Source organism: Nocardia sp. NPDC004340, from assembly GCF_053602575.1.
In genome coordinates this window covers 1,180,192-1,198,691 of record NZ_JBSGDW010000001.1, presented here as the reverse complement: position 1 = coordinate 1,198,691, position 18,500 = coordinate 1,180,192, and the positions used below count along the sequence as shown (strand labels likewise).

The 18,500-nt window shown below is 69.4% G+C and carries 11 protein-coding genes and 1 tRNA gene; 4 read left to right on the top strand and 8 right to left on the bottom strand.

Annotation, left to right across the window (positions count from 1 at the left end; genetic code table 11):
- Positions 1-169 precede the first annotated feature (169 nt).
- On the bottom strand, positions 170-1,570 hold the full coding sequence (locus ACWEOI_RS05250) for an FhaA domain-containing protein (protein WP_452358999.1): 1,401 nt from the start codon (positions 1,568-1,570) through the stop codon (positions 170-172).
- Positions 1,571-1,830: 260 nt separating this feature from the next.
- On the opposite strand from ACWEOI_RS05250, the gene ACWEOI_RS05245 reads away from it, so the two are divergent.
- Positions 1,831-1,916, top strand: a tRNA-Leu gene (locus ACWEOI_RS05245).
- Positions 1,917-2,624: 708 nt separating this feature from the next.
- Here the strand turns inward: ACWEOI_RS05245 and ACWEOI_RS05240 are convergent.
- On the bottom strand, positions 2,625-3,686 hold the full coding sequence (locus tag ACWEOI_RS05240; RefSeq protein WP_433669563.1) for a stage II sporulation protein M: 1,062 nt from the start codon (positions 3,684-3,686) through the stop codon (positions 2,625-2,627).
- A 42-nt stretch (positions 3,687-3,728) separates the two neighbouring features.
- Here ACWEOI_RS05240 and ACWEOI_RS05235 point away from each other — a divergent pair, with 42 nt between their 5' ends.
- On the top strand, positions 3,729-4,535 hold the full coding sequence (locus tag ACWEOI_RS05235; protein ID WP_452358998.1) for an RDD family protein: 807 nt from the start codon (positions 3,729-3,731) through the stop codon (positions 4,533-4,535).
- Here ACWEOI_RS05235 and ACWEOI_RS05230 read toward each other — a convergent pair.
- The 5 genes from ACWEOI_RS05230 to ACWEOI_RS05210 are packed head-to-tail and all read right to left on the bottom strand — an operon-like array spanning position 4,513 to position 9,362.
- Complete coding sequence (locus ACWEOI_RS05230; protein WP_452358997.1) at positions 4,513-5,826, bottom strand: DUF58 domain-containing protein; 1,314 nt, start codon at positions 5,824-5,826, stop codon at positions 4,513-4,515. The genes ACWEOI_RS05235 and ACWEOI_RS05230 overlap by 23 nt on opposite strands.
- Before the next feature lie 3 nt (positions 5,827-5,829).
- On the bottom strand, positions 5,830-6,876 hold the full coding sequence (locus tag ACWEOI_RS05225; RefSeq protein ID WP_433669568.1) for an AAA family ATPase: 1,047 nt from the start codon (positions 6,874-6,876) through the stop codon (positions 5,830-5,832).
- Positions 6,852-7,913 carry a DUF4129 domain-containing protein gene (locus ACWEOI_RS05220; protein WP_452358996.1) on the bottom strand — a complete coding sequence of 354 codons (1,062 nt, stop codon included), beginning with the start codon at positions 7,911-7,913 and terminating at the stop codon, positions 6,852-6,854. Before ACWEOI_RS05220 ends, ACWEOI_RS05225 begins: the two co-directional genes overlap by 25 nt.
- Positions 7,910-8,785 carry a hypothetical protein gene (locus ACWEOI_RS05215; RefSeq protein ID WP_452358995.1) on the bottom strand — a complete coding sequence of 292 codons (876 nt, stop codon included), beginning with the start codon at positions 8,783-8,785 and terminating at the stop codon, positions 7,910-7,912. Before ACWEOI_RS05215 ends, ACWEOI_RS05220 begins: the two co-directional genes overlap by 4 nt.
- Positions 8,786-8,795: 10 nt before the next feature.
- On the bottom strand, positions 8,796-9,362 hold the full coding sequence (locus tag ACWEOI_RS05210; protein ID WP_452358994.1) for a TetR/AcrR family transcriptional regulator: 567 nt from the start codon (positions 9,360-9,362) through the stop codon (positions 8,796-8,798).
- A gap of 78 nt (positions 9,363-9,440) precedes the next feature.
- Here ACWEOI_RS05210 and ACWEOI_RS05205 point away from each other — a divergent pair, with 78 nt between their 5' ends.
- Entirely contained in the window at positions 9,441-11,012 is a 1,572-nt protein-coding gene (locus ACWEOI_RS05205; protein WP_433669575.1) for an MFS transporter, read from the top strand.
- A gap of 73 nt (positions 11,013-11,085) precedes the next feature.
- On the opposite strand, the gene ACWEOI_RS05200 is transcribed toward ACWEOI_RS05205, so the two are convergent.
- On the bottom strand, positions 11,086-12,945 hold the full coding sequence (locus tag ACWEOI_RS05200; protein WP_452358993.1) for a DUF4407 domain-containing protein: 1,860 nt from the start codon (positions 12,943-12,945) through the stop codon (positions 11,086-11,088).
- A gap of 883 nt (positions 12,946-13,828) precedes the next feature.
- On the opposite strand from ACWEOI_RS05200, the gene gltB reads away from it, so the two are divergent.
- Positions 13,829-18,478, top strand: coding sequence for a glutamate synthase large subunit (gltB, locus tag ACWEOI_RS05195; protein ID WP_452358992.1), 4,650 nt, complete (start codon positions 13,829-13,831; stop codon positions 18,476-18,478).
- The last annotated feature ends 22 nt before the right edge of the window (positions 18,479-18,500 follow it).

Sequence of the window (18,500 nt, the reverse complement as noted above, 5' to 3'; positions counted from 1 at the left end):
GCAGTTACGGAGGTATGGCTCCGTGACCCCCAACCGGTGTGTTGCGTGTCAGCGCGGCCAGAGTCCGCCGCGCGTAATGGCAGCATCATAGGGCCGTCGACCGGTTGCGATCACGATACGACCGAGGAATTCCTAGTCATATCGTGACCTGCACCGCGAGCTTACGGGATCAGACGATCCGGATCAGGATCTCGGAATGCCCGGCGCGGATGACGTCCCCGTCGGCCAGCTGCCAATCCTGGACGGGAGACCCGTTGACCAGCGTGCCATTGGTCGAACCGAGGTCCGAGAGCATCGCGGTCTGACCGTCCCAGCGAACCTCGATGTGCCGCCGGGAAACTCCGGTATCCGGCAGCCGGAAGTGCGCGTCCTGCCCACGACCGATGATGTTGCTGCCCTCGCGCAGCTGGTAGGTGCGGCCGGAGCCGTCGTCCAGCTGCAGCGTCGCCGAGTAGCCCGAGGCGCCCCGCGCGGGAGCCGCGCCGTAACCCGCCTGCTGCTGGTCATAGCCCTGCTGACCGTAGCCCTGCTGGTCGCCGTAGCCCTGCTCGTAGCCCTGCTGCTGCCCGCCGTAGCCCTGGTCGGCATAACCCTGCTGCTGGCCGCCGTAGCCCTGGTCGGCGTACCCGCCCTGCTGCTGGCCGCCGTAGCCGCCGCCCTGCTCGTACCCCTGCTGGCCGTAGCCCTGCTGCTGGCCGTAGCCCGGGTCGGCGTAGCCCTGCTGCTGGCCGTAGCCCTGCTGGTCGCCGTAGCCCTGCTCGTAGCCCTGCTGCTGGCCGTAGCCCTGCTGGTCGGCATAGCCCTGCTGCTGACCGTAGGCCTGATCGGGCGCGCCGTAGCCCGCCTGCTGCTGGCCGTAGCCCTGCTCGGCGTACCCGCCCTGCTGCTGGGCGCCGTAGCCGCCGCCCTGCTGCTGGTAGTCGTAGCCGTTCTGGTACTCGCCGTAGCCCTGCTCGGACTGGCCGTAGCCGTACTCGCCGTACCCCTGCTGACCGGGCCGGCCCGCAGGCGGGGGTGCGTACCCGCGGTTCCGCGGATCGGACTCCGCGGGCTCACGGCTGGGGTCGTAGCCTGAGTTCTGCGTCATGGGGCCAGCTCCTGGTTGCGGGTTGGGTCGTTGTGGGCGTTCAGGTCCCGGTGACGGGCTGGCCCGCCTGCCCGCGTCCGGATCCACCCGGCCGCGCGTCCTGAACTGTCCGGTGTGCAGCGTAGGGGATGCCTCGAACTCCACGTGCACTTCGCCGTAGGTCTGCCACCCTTGTTCACGGATGTGGTCCTGCAGATGTTTGGCGAACGCACGCACGGTGAGCTGGTAATCCTCCGTGGCGACCTGCTGATCCGGCTGGCCTTCACCGTGCACGAGTTGCCGGAGATCGGACTCGTTGACAGTGATGACGTAGCTGTTGGGAGCCAGCAGATGTCCCCCGCCCAGATCCTGGACATGGTCGCCGGCCTCACGCTGCAGTGCGGCCTCGACCTCCTGGGGAACCACACTGCCGCCGAACGCACGGGCGAAGACATCACCGACAGCACCCTGGAGGCGGCGCTCGAAGCGGGAAACGAACCCCATCGCCCCTCCTTCCCGGGTCGTGTCGTTTCTGACCTGCCAATAGTCGTGCGTGGAGCGTCCCGGAACGCAACACGCAGGCATGGCGTGTCGCCGGAAGGACACGGTCTTTGCATGATATCCACGATCGTCCACACCTGTAACTCTTGGCGGCGAGCCCAGGTTCCCGGGGCGTACCCACTGCGCAGCGAAGCATGCGCACCCCCGATAACCAGGCGATTTCGTTTTGGCGCAAACCCCGTGATACGTTCTTCTCGTCGCTCGGGCGAGTGGCGGAATGGCAGACGCGCTGGCTTCAGGTGCCAGTGTCCGTAAGGACGTGGGGGTTCAAGTCCCCCTTCGCCCACCACGAGGAAGGCCCCCGATCCCACCGGATCGGGGGCCTTCTTCTTTGTCCGGACCCGGTCTCGTTCTTTGTCCGGACCCGGTCTCGGTCCGGTCTGCCCGGCTGATCCGGGAATCCATGGATGTGACGAACGTCGCATACCCTGTCGGGGGTGGGTTTCGAGAGGCGTTGCCAGAGGCCGTTTCTGGGCCTCGCGAGGGGTGAAAATCGTTTGCCGGAGGATGTCGCCTCGGGTATGCGCCCGATTACTGTCCAGCGTTGCCTGATGATCATTTAGCTAAAACCATTCGAAACAAACTTGAGGTTTGTTTGACCCCAAGCGACTGCTTGGCAATCAGGCTGAGCTGGTACGAAACGCCAGCTTAACGGGGGTTGAACCGGTGGTGAGCGGAGAATTTGCGAGTTTTCTGCAAACCGGATGACGGCGTTCGAAACGCATCGCGCGCAATGGGTTGAAACGGGTCCTGAAACGCAACCGCGGGGATAGTTTCGGGGCCCTCCGCAGACCGCCCGCAAAGGGTATGCGGAGAATTAGCGATGGTGCCGGGTTCCCTACGGGGAGGGTGCATTTCGCCTGGTCGCGTTATACGCCCGGTGGGCAAGTCGGAGGTTGCGTAGCCATAACGATTGTGTAGAGTCAACGGCAACGCTGGCCGCAGCTGAGCCGGACTCGCTGCGGCCAGTGGAACTCAATCCGAACGGTGCTCGCGACTACGAAGTCGCCACTCTCACAGCCGGTTCCGGATGGTTCCCGATCGAATTGCCCGTGATGTGCTCCGGGCCCGACTCCCGCGCCGCGTCGTTCATCGCTCGCGCTGTGTCGTCCATCTCTCTCGCCGCCTGGCGACCGAGCCCGAATACGTAGGCCAGGAAACCGAGTTCGGCCACCGCCCCGATCCCGACCCGCACCGCGGTGGGCCATCCGCTGGGCGTCACGAAGCCCTCCAGGAATCCCGACACCAGCAGCACCCCGGCCAGGCCCAGCGCGATCACCGCCGTGGCGCGCCCCTGCCGGGCCAGCGCCTGCGGACGGCTCTCCCGGCCCGGGTCGATCAGCGTCCAGCCCAGCTTCAGGCCCGCCCCGCCGGCCACGAAAATGGCTGTGAGCTCGAGCATTCCGTGCGGCAGGATCCAGCCGAAGAACGGTTCCAGCCGGCCCGCCTCCGCCATCAGCCCGGCACTGACGCCGAGGTTCAGCGCGTTCATGAACAACAGGTAGAGCGCGGGCAGCACCAGCACCCCCATGAACAGCGCCATGGCCGACACCCACGCGTTGTTGGTCCACACCTTCGCCGCGAACGCGTCGTGTGAGTGCTCGTAGTAGTAGGTCTCGAATTCGCCGCCCGGCCTCGTCAAGGCGTCTGTATCCATGTTCAGCCCGAGACGCTTCCGCGTCGTCTCGGAATTGGCCACCGCCGCGCCGAGCGCCGCCGCGCCGAGCAGGAACACGGTCGCCACCGACAGCCACCACGGCCAGGCCCGGTACACGGCGGCCGGGAAGCGGTGCGTGAAGAAGTACCCGATCTCGTGTGGAGTGTCGATGCGCGCGCTCAGGATTCGTCCGCGCGCCCGGGTCAGTACCGCGGACAGCCCGGCGATCAGCTCCGGATCGGCCTCCCGGGTCTGCAACCGCGCCAGCTGCTGTGAGGCCACCCGGTACAGCCGCACCAGTTCGTCGGCCTCCGCGCCGGTGAGCCGCTTGCCGCGCGCCGCCAGCCGATCCAGGCGATCCCAGGAAGGCCTGTGGACAAAGGTGTAAGCGTCCAGATCCATGAGTTCCCCTCCTGCGCTACGGCTGACAAAATGCTAACCACCATGGCACTTTTCACCACCGGCGAGGCCGTAGCCGTCGAACTGCCCATCGCGCGGATCCCGACGCGCGCCGCGGCGTTCCTGCTCGACCTGATCGTGCAGTTCATGCTGGGTGTGACGCTGATCCTGCTGTTCCGGCTGGTGCTGGTGCGGATCGGCGCGGACGCCGCCTGGCGGGACGCGGCGATGCTGGTGGGCCTGGTGTGCGCGGCCATCGGATATCCGGTGGTGTTCGAGACCCTCACCCGCGGGCGTTCGCTCGGGAAGATGGCGGTGGGGCTGCGGGTGGTGCGCGCCGACGGCGGGCCCATCGATTTCAAGCACGCGGTGACCCGGGGCCTGGCCGGGATCGTCGACTTCTGGGCGCTGGGCACCGGTCTGATCGCCGTCGTGGTGTCGCTGTGCTCGCCGCAGGGCCGCCGGGTCGGGGACGCGCTGGCGGGCACCGTGGTGGTGCACGACCGCAGCCGGCTGCCGTTCGCCGCGCTGGCCGCGCCGCCGCCGTGGCTGGCGGGCTGGGCGCGGCAGCTGGACCTGTCCGGGCTGTCCGATGACCAGGCGTTCGCGGTGCGGCAGTATCTGCTGCGGTTCCGCACCCTGACCCCCGAGGTGCAGGACGGGCTGGGCCGGGCGCTGGTGGTCTCGGTGTGCGCGAGCCTGCGCACCGCGCCCCTGAACGGCTATCCGCCCCTGCAGATCCTGGGCGCGGTGCTGGCCGAGCGGCAGCGGCGGCAGTTGCCGCCGCCGTTCTTCCCGCCGCGGCAGCCGGTCGCCCAACCCGCGCCGGTCACAGCGCTCCGGTCCGTTTGAGTTCGAGGTATTCCTCGGCCAGCGCGCCGGGCAGCAGGTCCGGCGGCGCGGTGATGACGCGGACGCCCGCGCGGCGCAGGGTCTCCCGGGCCACGGCCTCCTCCGCGATCACGTTCTCGGCGGCCGCGGCCGTGTAGAGATCGGTCAGGCCGGTGCGGTGGACGGCGGCGGCCGCCACCTCCGGGTCGGTCACCGACACCACCAGCACCCGGTGCCGTTCGGCCAGGACCGGCAGCACCGGCCGCAGGCCCTCCTGCACGGTGGCGGCGTCGAGGTGGGTGAACCAGACCACCAGGCTGCGGCGGCGGGCCCGTTGCAGGGTGGCGCGCAGCATGCCGCGATAGTCGGTGTCGGCCAGCTCGGGGGTGAGTCCGGCGAGCGCGTGCATCAGCTTGAGCTGCAGGCGTTTTCCGCCGACGCCGCGCACCTCGGTGCGCAGCCGCCGGTCGTAGGCCAGCAGGTCCACCGAGTCGCCCCCGGCGGCGGCCAGTCCGCCGAGCAGCAGGGCGGCCTCGATGGCGGCGTCGAGGCGGGTGCCGCCGCCTGCGCTATCGGTGCCGCCGATGCGGCCCGCGCTCACCCGTCCGGTGTCGAGCAGCATCACCACGTGCCGGTTGCGTTCCGGCCGCCAGGTGCGGACCAGCACGTCATTGGCGCGGGCGGTGGCCCGCCAGTCGATGGTGCGCACGTCGTCGCCCGCGACATATTCACGGAACGAATCGAATTCGGTGCCCTGGCCGCGAATCGTGGTGGTGTTGCGGCCTTCCAGCTGCTGCAACTGCTTGACCTTGGAAGCCAGCAGCGGCTCGCTGCGGAACGGCGGCAGCGCGCGCAAACGGGCGGGCACCTCGCGGCGCACCTGACGTCCGGCGAGCCCGAGCGGACCGAGCAGGCGCAGCGTCACCGGACCGGCCACCCGGTCGCCGTGATAGGCGGGGGTGAGTTCGGTGCGCAGCCGAATCCTGGTGTTGGGCGGCAGGTGCAACGGGTGCGTGCGATGCCGGGCGTGGGCGCTGGGCGGCCAGTCGTCCCACAGCGTCCCGCGCACCGGACGGGCGCCGCCGTTGAGCACCGCCAGTTCCACGTCGATGCTGCGGCCCGTGCGCACGCTGGTGAGCGGCTCGCGCGAGAGTTCCAGCGCGCCCGGCGATCCCAGCAGCAGCAGGTCGAGCCCGATGAGCGCGGCCAGCGCCAGCGTGGCGACCAGCACGCCGAGCCACGACGGCAGCACCAGGGTGACGAACAGCGCCGCGAGCACCGCGGCGGCGGCCAGCCGGCCGGTGACGACCACCGGCTACACCGGAACCGGGACGGACATCAGCAGCGAGGCCAGCACGCCCTCGGCGGTGACGCCCTCCACCTCGTGTTCGGGCCGCAGGTGCAGCCGATGCCGCAGCACCGGCGTCGCAACGGCTTTCACGTCGTCGGGGGTGACGTAGCCGCGGCCGTGCAACCAGGCGAAGGCCCGCGCGGCCGCCATCAGCGCGGTCGCGCCGCGGGTGGACGCGCCGTGCGCCACGGCGGGGGAGGTGCGGGTGGCCCGGCACAGGTCCACGGTGTAGGCGAGCACCTCGGGGCTGATGGCGACCTGGGCGACCGCGGCGCGGGCGGCCGCGATGTGCGCGGGACCGGCCACCGGCCGCAGTCCGGCCGCGGCCAGGTCCCGGGGGTCGAAGCCGGCGGCATGCCGTTGCAGGATGCGGAATTCGTCGTCGCGCCCGGGCAATTGGACGTCGACCTTGAACAGGAACCGGTCCAGCTGCGCCTCCGGCAGCGGATAGGTGCCCTCCTGCTCGATCGGGTTCTGGGTGGCGACCACCACGAACGGGTCCGGCAGCGGCTGTGGCACGCCGTCCACCGAAACCTGGCGCTCCTCCATCGATTCCAGCAGCGAGGACTGGGTCTTGGGCGGGGTGCGGTTGATCTCGTCGGCCAGCAGCAGATTGGTGAACACCGGGCCGCGGCGGAAGGTGAACTCGGCCGAGTGCGGATCGTAGATCTGGGAGCCGGTGACGTCGCCGGGCATCAGGTCGGGGGTGAACTGGATGCGGGCGTGCTCCAGGTCGAGCGCGGTGGCCAGCGCCCGCACCAGCAGTGTCTTGGCCACGCCCGGAACGCCTTCCAGCAGCACGTGGCCGCGGCACAGCAGCGCCAGCACCAGGAACATGACGGCATGATCGTTGCCGACCACGGCCTTGCCGATCTCGGCGCGCAGGGCCAGCAGCGCCTGCTGCGCGTCCTGCTCGGTCGGCGCCTGACCGTCGGTCGCCGGGGTGCCGGCGTGGTGGGCGTCCACCACGTCCTTGGACAGGTTGGTCACAAGACCTCCGCTTCGATCCATTCGAGTTGTGCCGCCACGAGTTCGAGGGTCTCCCGGTCGGTGACCGGGTCGTAGAGGGCGGCGCGGAGGACGGCCGGGTCCGCGCCGGTGCGGACGGCGAGCGCCCCGACCACCAGTTCCGCCGGGGTGTCGGAGGTGACGCCGAGCACGGGGCGCAATCGGCGCAGCGCCGCCGCCCGCAGTTTGGCGGCCACATGGTCGTGATCGCGGGATTTCCGGTACAGCCCGGCCTGTCCGGCCAGCAGTTCCTGAGCCGGGGCCTCGACCGGCAGCGGTTCGCGCACGATCGCGCCGCGCCGACGGCCGCGCCACCACAGCACCGCGACCCACGCGATGAGGAACTGCAGACCGCCGAAGGCCAGCCAGCCCGGCAGCCGCTCGAAGATGGAGTCGTCGCCGCTACCGAAGTTCGGCGGCCGGTCCGGTTCCCGGCTCGGGTTCGGCTGATGCGTCGGCGGCGTGTCCGGATGGTGCGTCGGCGCGGGCGCGTGCCCGAGGTGGGAGAGCGCGTACACCAGCGCGACGACCGCCAGCAGTGCGGCGAGCGCGGCCCACAGTCGCCAATCCCGCAGCAGCTCCGGCAGTTCCGGGCGCTCGCGGGCGGGTTTGTCCTTGGCGGCCTTGGTCTTGCGGACCTTGCGTTTCTCGGTGAGCTCGACCGGCCCGGCCTTGGGCGGCGGCGCGCTCGAGAACCGGTCGGCTTGTTCGAGCTGCCGGTACTCCGATTCGGTGGCGTACCGGCCGCCGTAGACGACCTCGTCGAAACTGTGTGCCGCCGAGGGCAGTTCACCCGCGTCGTGGACCGCCGCGGTGGCGGCCCGCGCCGTCTCCCGCGCGGTGCGGGCCCGCTCCTCGTCGAGGATGCCGCGCTGTTCCAGGCCGCGGGTGACGGCGCGATACCGTTCGCGCAGCGCCACCCCGAAGTCCCCGCGCCGGGCGGCCTCCTCGGCCGCGGCCAGGTGCGCGGCGGCCGGGCCCAGCGCGGGCTCGGGCGGCGCGGCATACCCGGGAGATGCGGCGTGCGGAAGCTCGGTCATCGGGCGCCTCCCGTGGGTACCCGGATGTCCCAGGCTTCGCGGCGGCAGCGCCGGTCCACGTACGTGACGACCTGGGTGGCGGATTCCACCAGCTCGCCGATCGCCACCACGAGCAGCGCGATCGAGAGGACCAGCACCGTCACCGTCCAGCGGTGGGTGCCGGAGAAGTCGGTGATGAACTGCGGCAACGCCAGCAGCGGCACGATCAGCACCAGCAGCAGGACACGCAGGTACAGCCACAGCCCGACCAACTGCCATTCCGTCCCGCCCGCAAGCAGTTTCGCCCGCCGGGCGGCCTCGTGGTAGCCGATCGAACCGTCGAAGACGCTGGGCACCAGCGTGAATCGCCGTCCACGCAGCCACGCCAGCCAGATGACCGCGAACGGCGCGGTGAACATCAGGGGAGCGCCCACGGCCAGCACGCCGACTCCGATCAGCGTGTACATCACCTGGTAGGCGAGCAGCGGTCCGGCTCCGGAGCGCAGTCGGCGCAGTACGCCACGCCAGGTCGACGGCTTGCGGTACACGACATCCAGTCCGGCGGGCACGGTCACCCCGCGTACGAAAAACCGTAGCGCCCAAGCACACAGCAGGCTGGTGAGCAGCGCGCCCCAGAAGGTTCCGAGGTCGGAATCACCGGTGATCGCGGCGGCGGCCGCGGTGCCCGCGACGGACACCAGCACGGCGGCAACCCAGGCCACCCCGAGCAGGGCCGCCAGGATCGTGATCCGGGCCTGGATCAGCGCGAACGGCAGGTCCAGCAGTTCCCGGAACTGCATCGGGCGAATCGGAACAACAGCCGGGTCGGTCGAAGTCGGTTCCCCCACCGAGCCGGTCGGCGAACCGACGGAGTCGGCGGCGGTCGGCAACACGGGCCCGAGTCTATCCGGACTCGGGCCCCAGGAGCCGGGCGACGACCTGGCGGTACAGGTCCGGTTCGATCGGCGGCATTCCCATCAGTGCGCGCAGGTAGACGCCGTCGCCGACCAGCCGCACGATCTCGGCCCGCACCGGGTCGTCGATCTCGTTGTCCAGGGCCGTCTTCCAGGAGGTCATCACCTCGGTGATGGCCCGGTCGGTCTCGGCCTGGACGCCGCCGGCCGGGGCGTCGACGGTCCGCATGGCGGCGAGCATGGATCGGTACAGCGCGAGCTCGACGGCGTCGGATTCGTTGTCGGGGTGTGGCGCTTGCAGATACCACTCGGCCACCGATCGGCCCTGTTCGATCGCGGTGCGCACCTGCTGGTCGGCCCGTTCGGTGACGCGGCGCAGCAGTCCGGCGAGCAGCGCGTCCTTGCTCTTGAAGTGATAGAGGAGTCCGCCCTTGGAGACGCCGGCGGTGGCGGCGACGTTCTCCAGGGTCACCTGGGACAGGCCCCTGTCGAGCAGCAGGTTCTCGAGCGCGTCGAGGATCCGGTCGCGGGTGCCGGCGGGGTCGCGGGTGGTCACGGGGTTGACTGTACCGGCTGGACGGTTCAGGCTGGTACTGTACCGTCTGGACGGTTCAGAACCGAGAGAGAAAAGCTGATGACCACCCACTCGACCGCGCGTTCCGGAACTCCTTCGACCCTCGACCGGCCCGTGACCCCGCACGCCGCGCCCAAGGCGCGCCCCCGGGACTGGGCCGGGCTCGCCGTGCTGGCCCTGGCGCTGCTGCTGATCGCCGTCGACGCCACCGTGCTCGACCTGGCGGTCCCCTCGATCACCGCGCACCTCGCGCCCACCACCCCGCAGCTGCTCTGGATCATCGACGTCTACTCGTTCGTGCTGGCCGGCCTGCTGGTCACCATGGGCACCCTCGGCGACCGCATCGGCCGCCGGCGCCTGCTGCTCATCGGCGCGGCCGGATTCGCGGCCGCGTCGGCGCTCGCGGCCTGGGCGATCAGCCCCGAGATGCTCATCGCCGCCCGCGTCCTGCAGGGTGTCGCCGGTGCGACCCTGATGCCCGCCACCCTGGGCCTGATCCGGTCGATGTTCGCCGACGCCCGTCAGCGCACCCTGGCCATCTCGGTCTGGGGTGCGATGGCCGCCTCCGGTGCGGCGTTCGGCCCGCTGCTCGGCGGCTGGATGCTCGAGCACTTCTGGTGGGGCTCGGTGTTCCTGGTGAACCTGCCCGTCATGGCGCTGCTGCTGGTCCTGGCACCGGTCCTGGTACCGGAATCGCGGGACCCCAACCCGGGCCGATTCGACCTGGTGAGCGCCGGGTTGTCGATGCTGGCCCTGATCCCGGTGGTGTACGCGGTCAAGGAGTTCGCGGCCCACGGTCCGAGCCTGAACCTGCTGATCAGCGCCGGTGTGGGTGTGACGGCGGGCGTGTTGTTCGTGCGTCGTCAGCGCGGGCTGTCGGCTCCGCTCATCGACCTGGACCTGTTCCGGCTGCCCGCCTTCCGGGCCGCGGTGTTCACCAACCTGCTGTCGGTGTTCGCGCTGGCCGGTGTGCTGTTCTTCGGCTCGCAGTATCTGCAGCTGGTGCTGGGCAAGTCGCCGCTGGAGGCCGGACTGCTGCTGATCCCGGGCACGGTCGGTTCCATGCTGGGCGCACTCTCCGCGGCCTGGCTGGTCCGGTACTGGCGTCCGGCGACCGTGCTCGCGGGCTCCCTGGCGACGGTCGCGCTCGGCGCGGGCCTGTACTGGCTGCTGCCCACCGATCCCTCGGGTTCGGTGACCCCGTTCATCGTCGGCTTCCTGCTGATCGGACTGGGTGAGGGTGTGGCCCTGACGGTGTCGGCCGACATGATCGTGAGCACTGCTCCGGAGGCGCGCGCGGGCAATGCCGCCGCCATCTCGGAGACCGCGATGGAGATGGGTATCGCCCTGGGCGTGGCGGTGCTGGGCAGCGCCGTGATGGCGGCGTTCCGCGGCGGTCTGGATCTGACGCACGTGCCGTCGGGTCAGGCGGACGCGGCGCGCGAGTCCCTGGGCGGGGCCATCGAGACCGCCCGGGCGCTACCGGAACCCGCGGCCGGAGAGCTGTTGAACTCGGCGCACACGGCGTTCGTCAGCGGCATCCATCTGGCTGCCACCTCGACGGCGGTCATCCTGCTGCTGACCGCGTTCGTCGCCTACCGCGCGGCGACCCGCAAGACCGCGGCGGAGTAGTCGAAAAAGGCTGTGGCCCGGATGTTTCCGTGTTCAACGTGAAACATTCCGGGCCACAGCGCGTTTCCGCGGGCTACTCCTGGCCCCTGCCCGGCGGCAGTTCGCGCGGGGCGCGGTAGTCGAGTTCGGGGTTGCGGCGACCCGCCAGCGCGTCCTGCTGCGGGGCCGCGGGCAGCGGGTAGCCCGGGTCCACCACATGACCCTGGGGGAGCGGGGCGTATCCCGGGTAGGCGGCGTAGGGCTGATCCACCACGGTGGAGGCCACCCGCTGCGCGTAGACCTGCTGGGGCGCGCCCTGCGGCAGGTATCCGTACTGCTGGGGCTGCGCGTACATCTGCTGCTGGTGCTGCTGCGGCTGCGCGGAATCCTCCGAGTCCACCGTGACCTTGCGCGTGCGGCGCAGGGTAAAGGTGATCTCCTCGGCCTCCTCGAAGGCCTGCCGCACCGTGCGCAGCGGATGCGTGGCGGTGTCGATGGCATTGGCCACGAAGGACGGGACCAGCGGCCGGATCCAGCGGGCGGCGGTGTCGGTGAACGGCACCGTGCCGATGATCGGCAGTTCCAGCCCGCCCCCCTTGGCGGGCTGGGGCGCCGGCGCGGCGGGCGCGAGCGCGCCGCCGGACGGCACGGGGGCGAGCGCACCCGAGGTGAGCTGGGCGGGCAGGTTCGGCGACTGTGTCACGATCCCCTCCTGGGACACGGTGCTGTCCTTTCGATCTCCGGCCGCGGTCCCGGCCGGAAGTTCCAGTCTGGTGGCGGAGTCGAATTCGGCCACGGCGCGCTGCGCGGGCTCGGTGATGCCGATCTCGAAATTGCCGATGGCGGCGATGATGCGGGTGCGCTGCCGTTCCCGGTCGATGGCGGTGTCGGCGTGCGCGGCCAGCCGCGCGGCGGTGAGTTGTTGTTCCGCGCGCAGGTTTTCGGTCTCCACCCGCACCTCGGCCTGTTTGACGGCGATGGCGGTGGCGGCGGCCTGGTCGATCCGGTCGGTCTCGGTGCTGACCGCGACGCTGCGGTCGAACGCCGTCTCACCACGCCACCAGCGCAGCAGCAGCGGCAGCAGGGCGAGCGTGATCAGGAGCAGGGCGACGGCGAAGCGCAGGACGAACGCCCCGAAATGCCCTGTGGTGTAGTCGTTCACAGCCACCCAGCGCGCCCCGAGTCCGCGGTCGCCGTCGGTATAGGCGGCCTTGCGGGCGTCGGCGAGGGCCTTGTCCTGCGCGGTGACCTTGTCGTCGAGCCCGGCCACCTTGTTCCGCTCGGCGGTGAGCTGGTTCCGCGCGCCGTCGAGCATCTGATTGGCGGTGCGCTCCTCGGGACCGCGTCCGGGGACGCCGGTCCGGGGGATCCCGTCGCAGTCCTGCGCCGGGTTGATCTCGCAGCGCGCGATCTTCAGCGCGGTCGCGACGTCGTTCTGCGCCTTGACGATCTGCTGTTCGAGCGCGCCGCGCGCGGCTTTCGCCTGGTCCAGGTCGGTGCGTGCGGTGACCACGGCGGGCGCGGATTCCACCGCGTGCTGTGCGTTCTCGTCGAGCCGCCGGTGCACGGTGCCGGAGAACAGGAGGGTGCAGGCCAGTTCGGCCACCACCACCCCGGCCAGCACCGCGACGGCGATGCGCCCGGCGAATTCGGCGACGGCCCGCCGGTCCTCGCGCCGATCGGGCGTGGCCGCGGTGGCGAGGGCCCGGGACAGCGCCCCGACGAGGAGGGTGGCGATCAGCGCGATGGCGACGACGCCGAGGGCGGGCCAGCCCGCGGCCCCGGTCGCGGCGGCGGTGATGCCTCCCGCGGTGACCGCGAACAGGGCCACCACCGCACCGGTGACGGTGTAGCCCGCACGCTCGGGACCGGCGGTGAGCTGCGGTTGCGCCCCACCCAGCCAGACCAGCAGGTCGCCGGGTCCGGCCGGGGAATGGACGTGGGGATCTGTCATGGGAGGCTCACATCCTCTACGTCCCAGGTGGTTCGGCAGAGCGAAACTGTCGCTGATTCGTTGTCTCAGCGTGACAGGCGTCCGGCGGTTACACCGACCGCGGCGGGTGTGATGTGGTCAGGCTCACATCGCCCTTTTCGGGCCCTCGAGGTGGTGTTGATCACCCGCGTCCGGTCTCGGATATCGCCGAAAACCGAGTCGGGAGACAGATTTACGGTTTGCTGAACGTGTGCTGAATCCCACATTCAGGAAAAATTCCGTACGGTCCGCACGTTGCGAGCCCATGTCTCCCGGGCGGTTGCCGGAGCAACGGAACTTGTCCGGAAAGTTAGCGGCCTAACGCCCGGTTTGCCGGATCCGCTTGTGGGGAAACCTGATTCATTGCAGGTGGGAGGCAGTCTGGAGCTGCGCTGGACCGTCCGGCCGTCGACCTCGCGCGGGTGCGTCACAGTGGTGAACTCAACTGAAACGCACGGGCACCCCTGCTTTACACTGGAGAACGCGCGTGTGTTGGAGGACCGGATGTAGAAGCCCAGCTAGAAGCTGGAATTAGCCTTACCTGAGTTGGTTGGGCTCCAGTCCTGACTTATCGTTTGCTCTTACGCCGAACCACACAATTCGGTGTATCTCCCCATACGGACAGAGGCCCGATCGGTGCTCAGCCTAGCGGGCGAGAACGGCACGGCATGTAGCGAACGCGTAAGAGTTCCGTTACCACCGAGCACCCGACTAGGTAATCGAAGCGGGTGGACAACTGCAAAGTTGACTGCACGGAGTGACCATCAGCGCCGCTGGTCTCCGAAACGTCCGGACGCAGTCCAGACCGGAGGCGTTCGACGAAGGCCGCATTCTTCGAAGGCCTGTTTTTTGTGAAGGCAGAGGCATGACGCAACTTCCTGGCCACAGGTCCCCTGGACCCATCGGGCTCTATGACCCGGCGAATGAACACGACGCCTGTGGTGTCGCATTCGTCGTCGACATGCACGGCCGCCGCAGCCGCGACATCGTCGACAAGGCTATTACGGCATTGCTGAACCTGGAGCACCGTGGTGCGGCCGGCGCCGAACCCAACTCGGGTGACGGCGCGGGCATCCTGATCCAGCTCCCGGACAAGTTCTTCCGTGCCGTGGTCGACTTCGAGCTCCCCGCCGAAGGTTCCTACGCGACCGGCATCGGCTTCCTGCCGCAGGCACGCCGCGAGGCCGCTCGCGCCGGGTACGGCGTCGAGAAGATCGTGCGCGAAGAGGGCCTCGAGGTCCTCGGCTGGCGCGAGGTCCCGATCGACGAGTCGTCGCTGGGCGCGCTGTCGCGCGACGCCATGCCGACCTTCCGGCAGATCTTCATCGCCTCCCCCAAGGGCGGCGCCGAGCAGCTCTCCGGCATGGACCTGGAGCGCCGCGCCTACGTCATCCGCAAGCGCATCGAGCACGAGCTCGGCAAGTCGGGTGCCGGCGAGGGTGCGACCGGCAAGGAGTCGGTGTACTTCCCGAGCCTGTCCGGCGAGACCTTCGTCTACAAGGGCATGTTCACCACCCCGCAGCTGCGGGCGTTCTACCTGGACCTGCAGGACGACCGGGTCGAGTCGGCGCTGGGCATCGTGCACTCGCGCTTCTCCACCAACACCTTCCCGTCGTGGCCGCTGGCGCACCCGTTCCGGCGCGTCGCCCACAACGGTGAGATCAACACCGTCTCCGGTAACGAGAACTGGATGCGGGCCCGTGAGGCGCTGCTGAACTCCGACGTGTTCGGCACCGACTCCGAGGGCAACAACCGCCTGGAGAAGATCTTCCCGGTCTGCACCCCGGGCGCTTCGGACACCGCGCGTTTCGACGAGGTGCTCGAGCTGCTGCACCTGGGTGGCCGCAGCCTGCCGCACGCCGTGCTCATGATGATTCCGGAGGCGTGGGAGCGCCACGAGTCCATGACCCCGGAGCAGCGCGCGTTCTACCGCTACCACTCCTTCCTCATGGAGCCCTGGGACGGCCCGGCCTCGGTGTGCTTCACCGACGGTTCGGTCGTCGGCGCGGTGCTGGACCGTAACGGTCTGCGCCCCGGCCGCATCTGGGTCACCGAGGACGGCCTGGTCGTGCTGGCCTCCGAGGTCGGCGTGCTCGACATCGACCCGGCCAAGATCGTCTACAAGAAGCGCCTGCAGCCCGGCCACATGTTCCTGGTCGACACCAAGCAGGGCCGCATCATCAGCGACGACGAGGTCAAGTCGACGCTGGCCGCCGAGTTCCCGTACCAGCAGTGGCTGGACGAGGGCCCGACCAAGCTGAGCGACCTGCCCGACCGCCCGCACGTGCACATGTCGCACGACCGCGTGCTGATCCGCCAGCAGATCTTCGGATACTCCACCGAGGAACTGAACATCCTGATCTCGCCGATGGCGCAGACCGGTGGCGAGGCGCTCGGCTCGATGGGCACCGACACCCCGATCGCGGTGCTGTCCTCGCGGCCGCGCCTGCTGTTCGACTACTTCTCGCAGCTCTTCGCGCAGGTCACCAACCCGCCGCTGGACGCCATCCGCGAAGAGGTCGTGACCTCGCTGCGCAGCATGGTGGGCCCGGAGGCCGACCTGCTGAACCCGGGTGCGGAGTCCTGTCGTCAGATCACCCTGACCCAGCCGATCCTGGACAACGACGAGCTGTCCAAGCTCGTCCACATCAATGACGACGGCTCCCGTCCCGACCTGCGTTCGGTCGTCGTGCACGGCCTGTACCCGGTCAAGAAGGGCGGCAAGGGGCTGCGCAAGGCCATCGAGGCCGTGCAGCGTCAGGTCTCGGCGGCCATCGACGGCGGCGCGCGCATCATCGTGCTGTCCGACCGCGAGTCGAACGAGAAGCTGGCCCCGATCCCGTCGCTGCTGCTGACCGCCGCGGTGCACCACCACCTGGTTCGGGAACGCACCCGCACCAAGGTCGGCCTGGTCATCGAGGCCGGTGACGCCCGCGAGGTGCACCACATGGCCATGCTCGTCGGCTTCGGCGCGGCGGCCATCAACCCCTACATGGCCTTCGAGTCCATCGAGGACATGCTGGAGCGTGGCGCGCTGCAGATGCCGGGCAGCACCGGCGATCACGCGGCCGACTTCAAGAAGGCCGTCTACAACTACAACAAGGCGGCCGGCAAGGGCGTGCTGAAGGTGATGTCCAAGATGGGCATCTCCACCATCGCCTCCTACCGTGGCGCGCAGCTGTTCCAGGTCGTCGGCCTGGCGCAGGAGCTCGTCGACGAGTACTTCACCGGTCTGCGTTCGCCGCTGGACGGCATCGGCCTCGACGACATCGCCGACGAGGTCGCGCAGCGGCACCGGATCGCGTTCCTGGAGAACCGCAACGAGCGCGCGCACCGCGAGCTCGAGATCGGCGGCGAGTACCAGTGGCGTCGTGAGGGCGAGTACCACCTGTTCAACCCGGACACGGTGTTCAAGCTGCAGCACGCCACCCGCTCGGGCCAGTACAAGGTCTTCAAGGAGTACACGAAGCTGGTCGACGACCAGTCGGAGCGTCTCGCCTCGCTGCGCGGTCTGTTCAAGTTCAAGAACGAGCACCGCAACCCGATCTCGATCGACGAGGTCGAGCCGGCGTCGGAGATCGTGAAGCGCTTCTCGACCGGCGCGATGAGCTACGGCTCCATCTCGGCCGAGGCCCACGAGACCCTGGCCATCGCCATGAACCGCCTGGGCGGTCGCTCGAACTCCGGTGAGGGCGGCGAGCACCCGGCGCGCTTCGAGCCGGAGGAGAACGGCGACTGGCGTCGTTCCGCGATCAAGCAGGTGGCCTCGGGCCGCTTCGGCGTGACCGCGCACTACCTGACCAACTGCACCGACATCCAGATCAAGATGGCGCAGGGCGCGAAGCCCGGTGAGGGCGGCCAGCTTCCGGCGCACAAGGTGTACCCGTGGGTCGCCGAGGTCCGGCACTCCACCCCGGGCGTCGGCCTGATCTCGCCGCCGCCGCACCACGACATCTACTCGATCGAGGATCTGGCGCAGCTGATCCACGACCTGAAGAACGCGAACCCGCAGGCGCGGATTCACGTGAAGCTGGTCGCGGAGCCGGGCGTCGGCACCGTCGCCGCGGGTGTCTCGAAGGCGCACGCCGACGTGGTGCTCATCTCCGGCCACGACGGTGGTACCGGTGCGTCGCCGCTGACCTCGCTGAAGCACGCGGGTGGCCCCTGGGAGCTCGGCCTGGCCGAGACCCAGCAGACCCTGCTGCTCAATGGTCTGCGCGACCGCATCGTGGTCCAGGTCGACGGTCAGATGAAGACCGGTCGCGACGTCATGATCGCCGCGCTGCTGGGCGCCGAGGAGTACGGTTTCGCGACCGCTCCGCTGGTCGTCTCGGGCTGCATCATGATGCGCGTCTGCCACCTCGACACCTGCCCGGTCGGCGTCGCGACCCAGAACCCCGTTCTGCGTGAGCGTTTCACCGGCAAGCCGGAGTTCGTCGAGAACTTCATGCTCTATGTCGCCGAGGAAGTCCGCGAGCTGCTGGCGTCGCTGGGTCTGCGGACCCTGGACGAGGCCGTCGGCCGGGTCGACCTGCTCGACACCACCGCCGCCAAGGCGCACTGGAAGGCCGCCAAGCTCGACCTGTCGCCGATCCTGGACGACGTCGAGACCGCGTTCATGTTCCAGGACCGCCGCCGCACCAAGGACCAGGACCACGGCCTGGACAAGGCGCTGGACAACGAGCTGATCGTGCGTTCGGCCGACGCCCTGGAGCGCGGCAAGCCGGTCAAGTTCGACTCCAAGATCACCAACGTGAACCGGACCGTCGGCACCATGCTCGGCCACGAGGTGACCAAGCTGTACGGCGGAGTCGGCCTGCCGGACAACACCATCGACATCACGTTCACCGGTTCCGCCGGTAACTCGTTCGGTGCGTTCGTCCCGGCCGGTATCACCCTGCGGGTGGTCGGCGACGCCAACGACTATGTCGGCAAGGGTCTTTCGGGTGGCCGCATCACGGTGCGCCCGTCCGACGACGCGCCGGAGTCCTACGTCGCGGAGCAGAACATCATCGCGGGCAACGTGATCCTGTTCGGCGCCACCAGCGGCCAGGCCTTCCTGCGCGGTGTGGCCGGCGAGCGCTTCGCCGTCCGCAACTCGGGCGCCACCGCGGTCGTCGAGGGTGTGGGCGACCATGCCTGTGAGTACATGACCGGTGGCCGCGTGGTCATCCTCGGTGAGACGGGCCGCAACTTCGGCGCGGGCATGTCGGGCGGTATCGCCTACGTGTACAACCCGAACGGCACCTTCGAGGCCAACCTCAACACCGAGCTGGTCGACCTGGAGCAGCTCTCGTCCGACGACGCGCAGATCGTGCACGACATCGTCGCGCAGCACCGCGACGAGACCGGTTCGGCTGTCGCCGAAGGCATCCTGAGCGACTGGTCGCAGCAGGTGACCAAGTTCGTGAAGGTCATGCCGCGCGACTACAAGAAGGTCCTGCTCGCCATCTCCGAGGCCGAGAAGGCCGGCCGGAACGTGGACGAGGCCATCATGGAGGCGGCTCGTGGGTAACACATCACCTTTGGCGTGGACG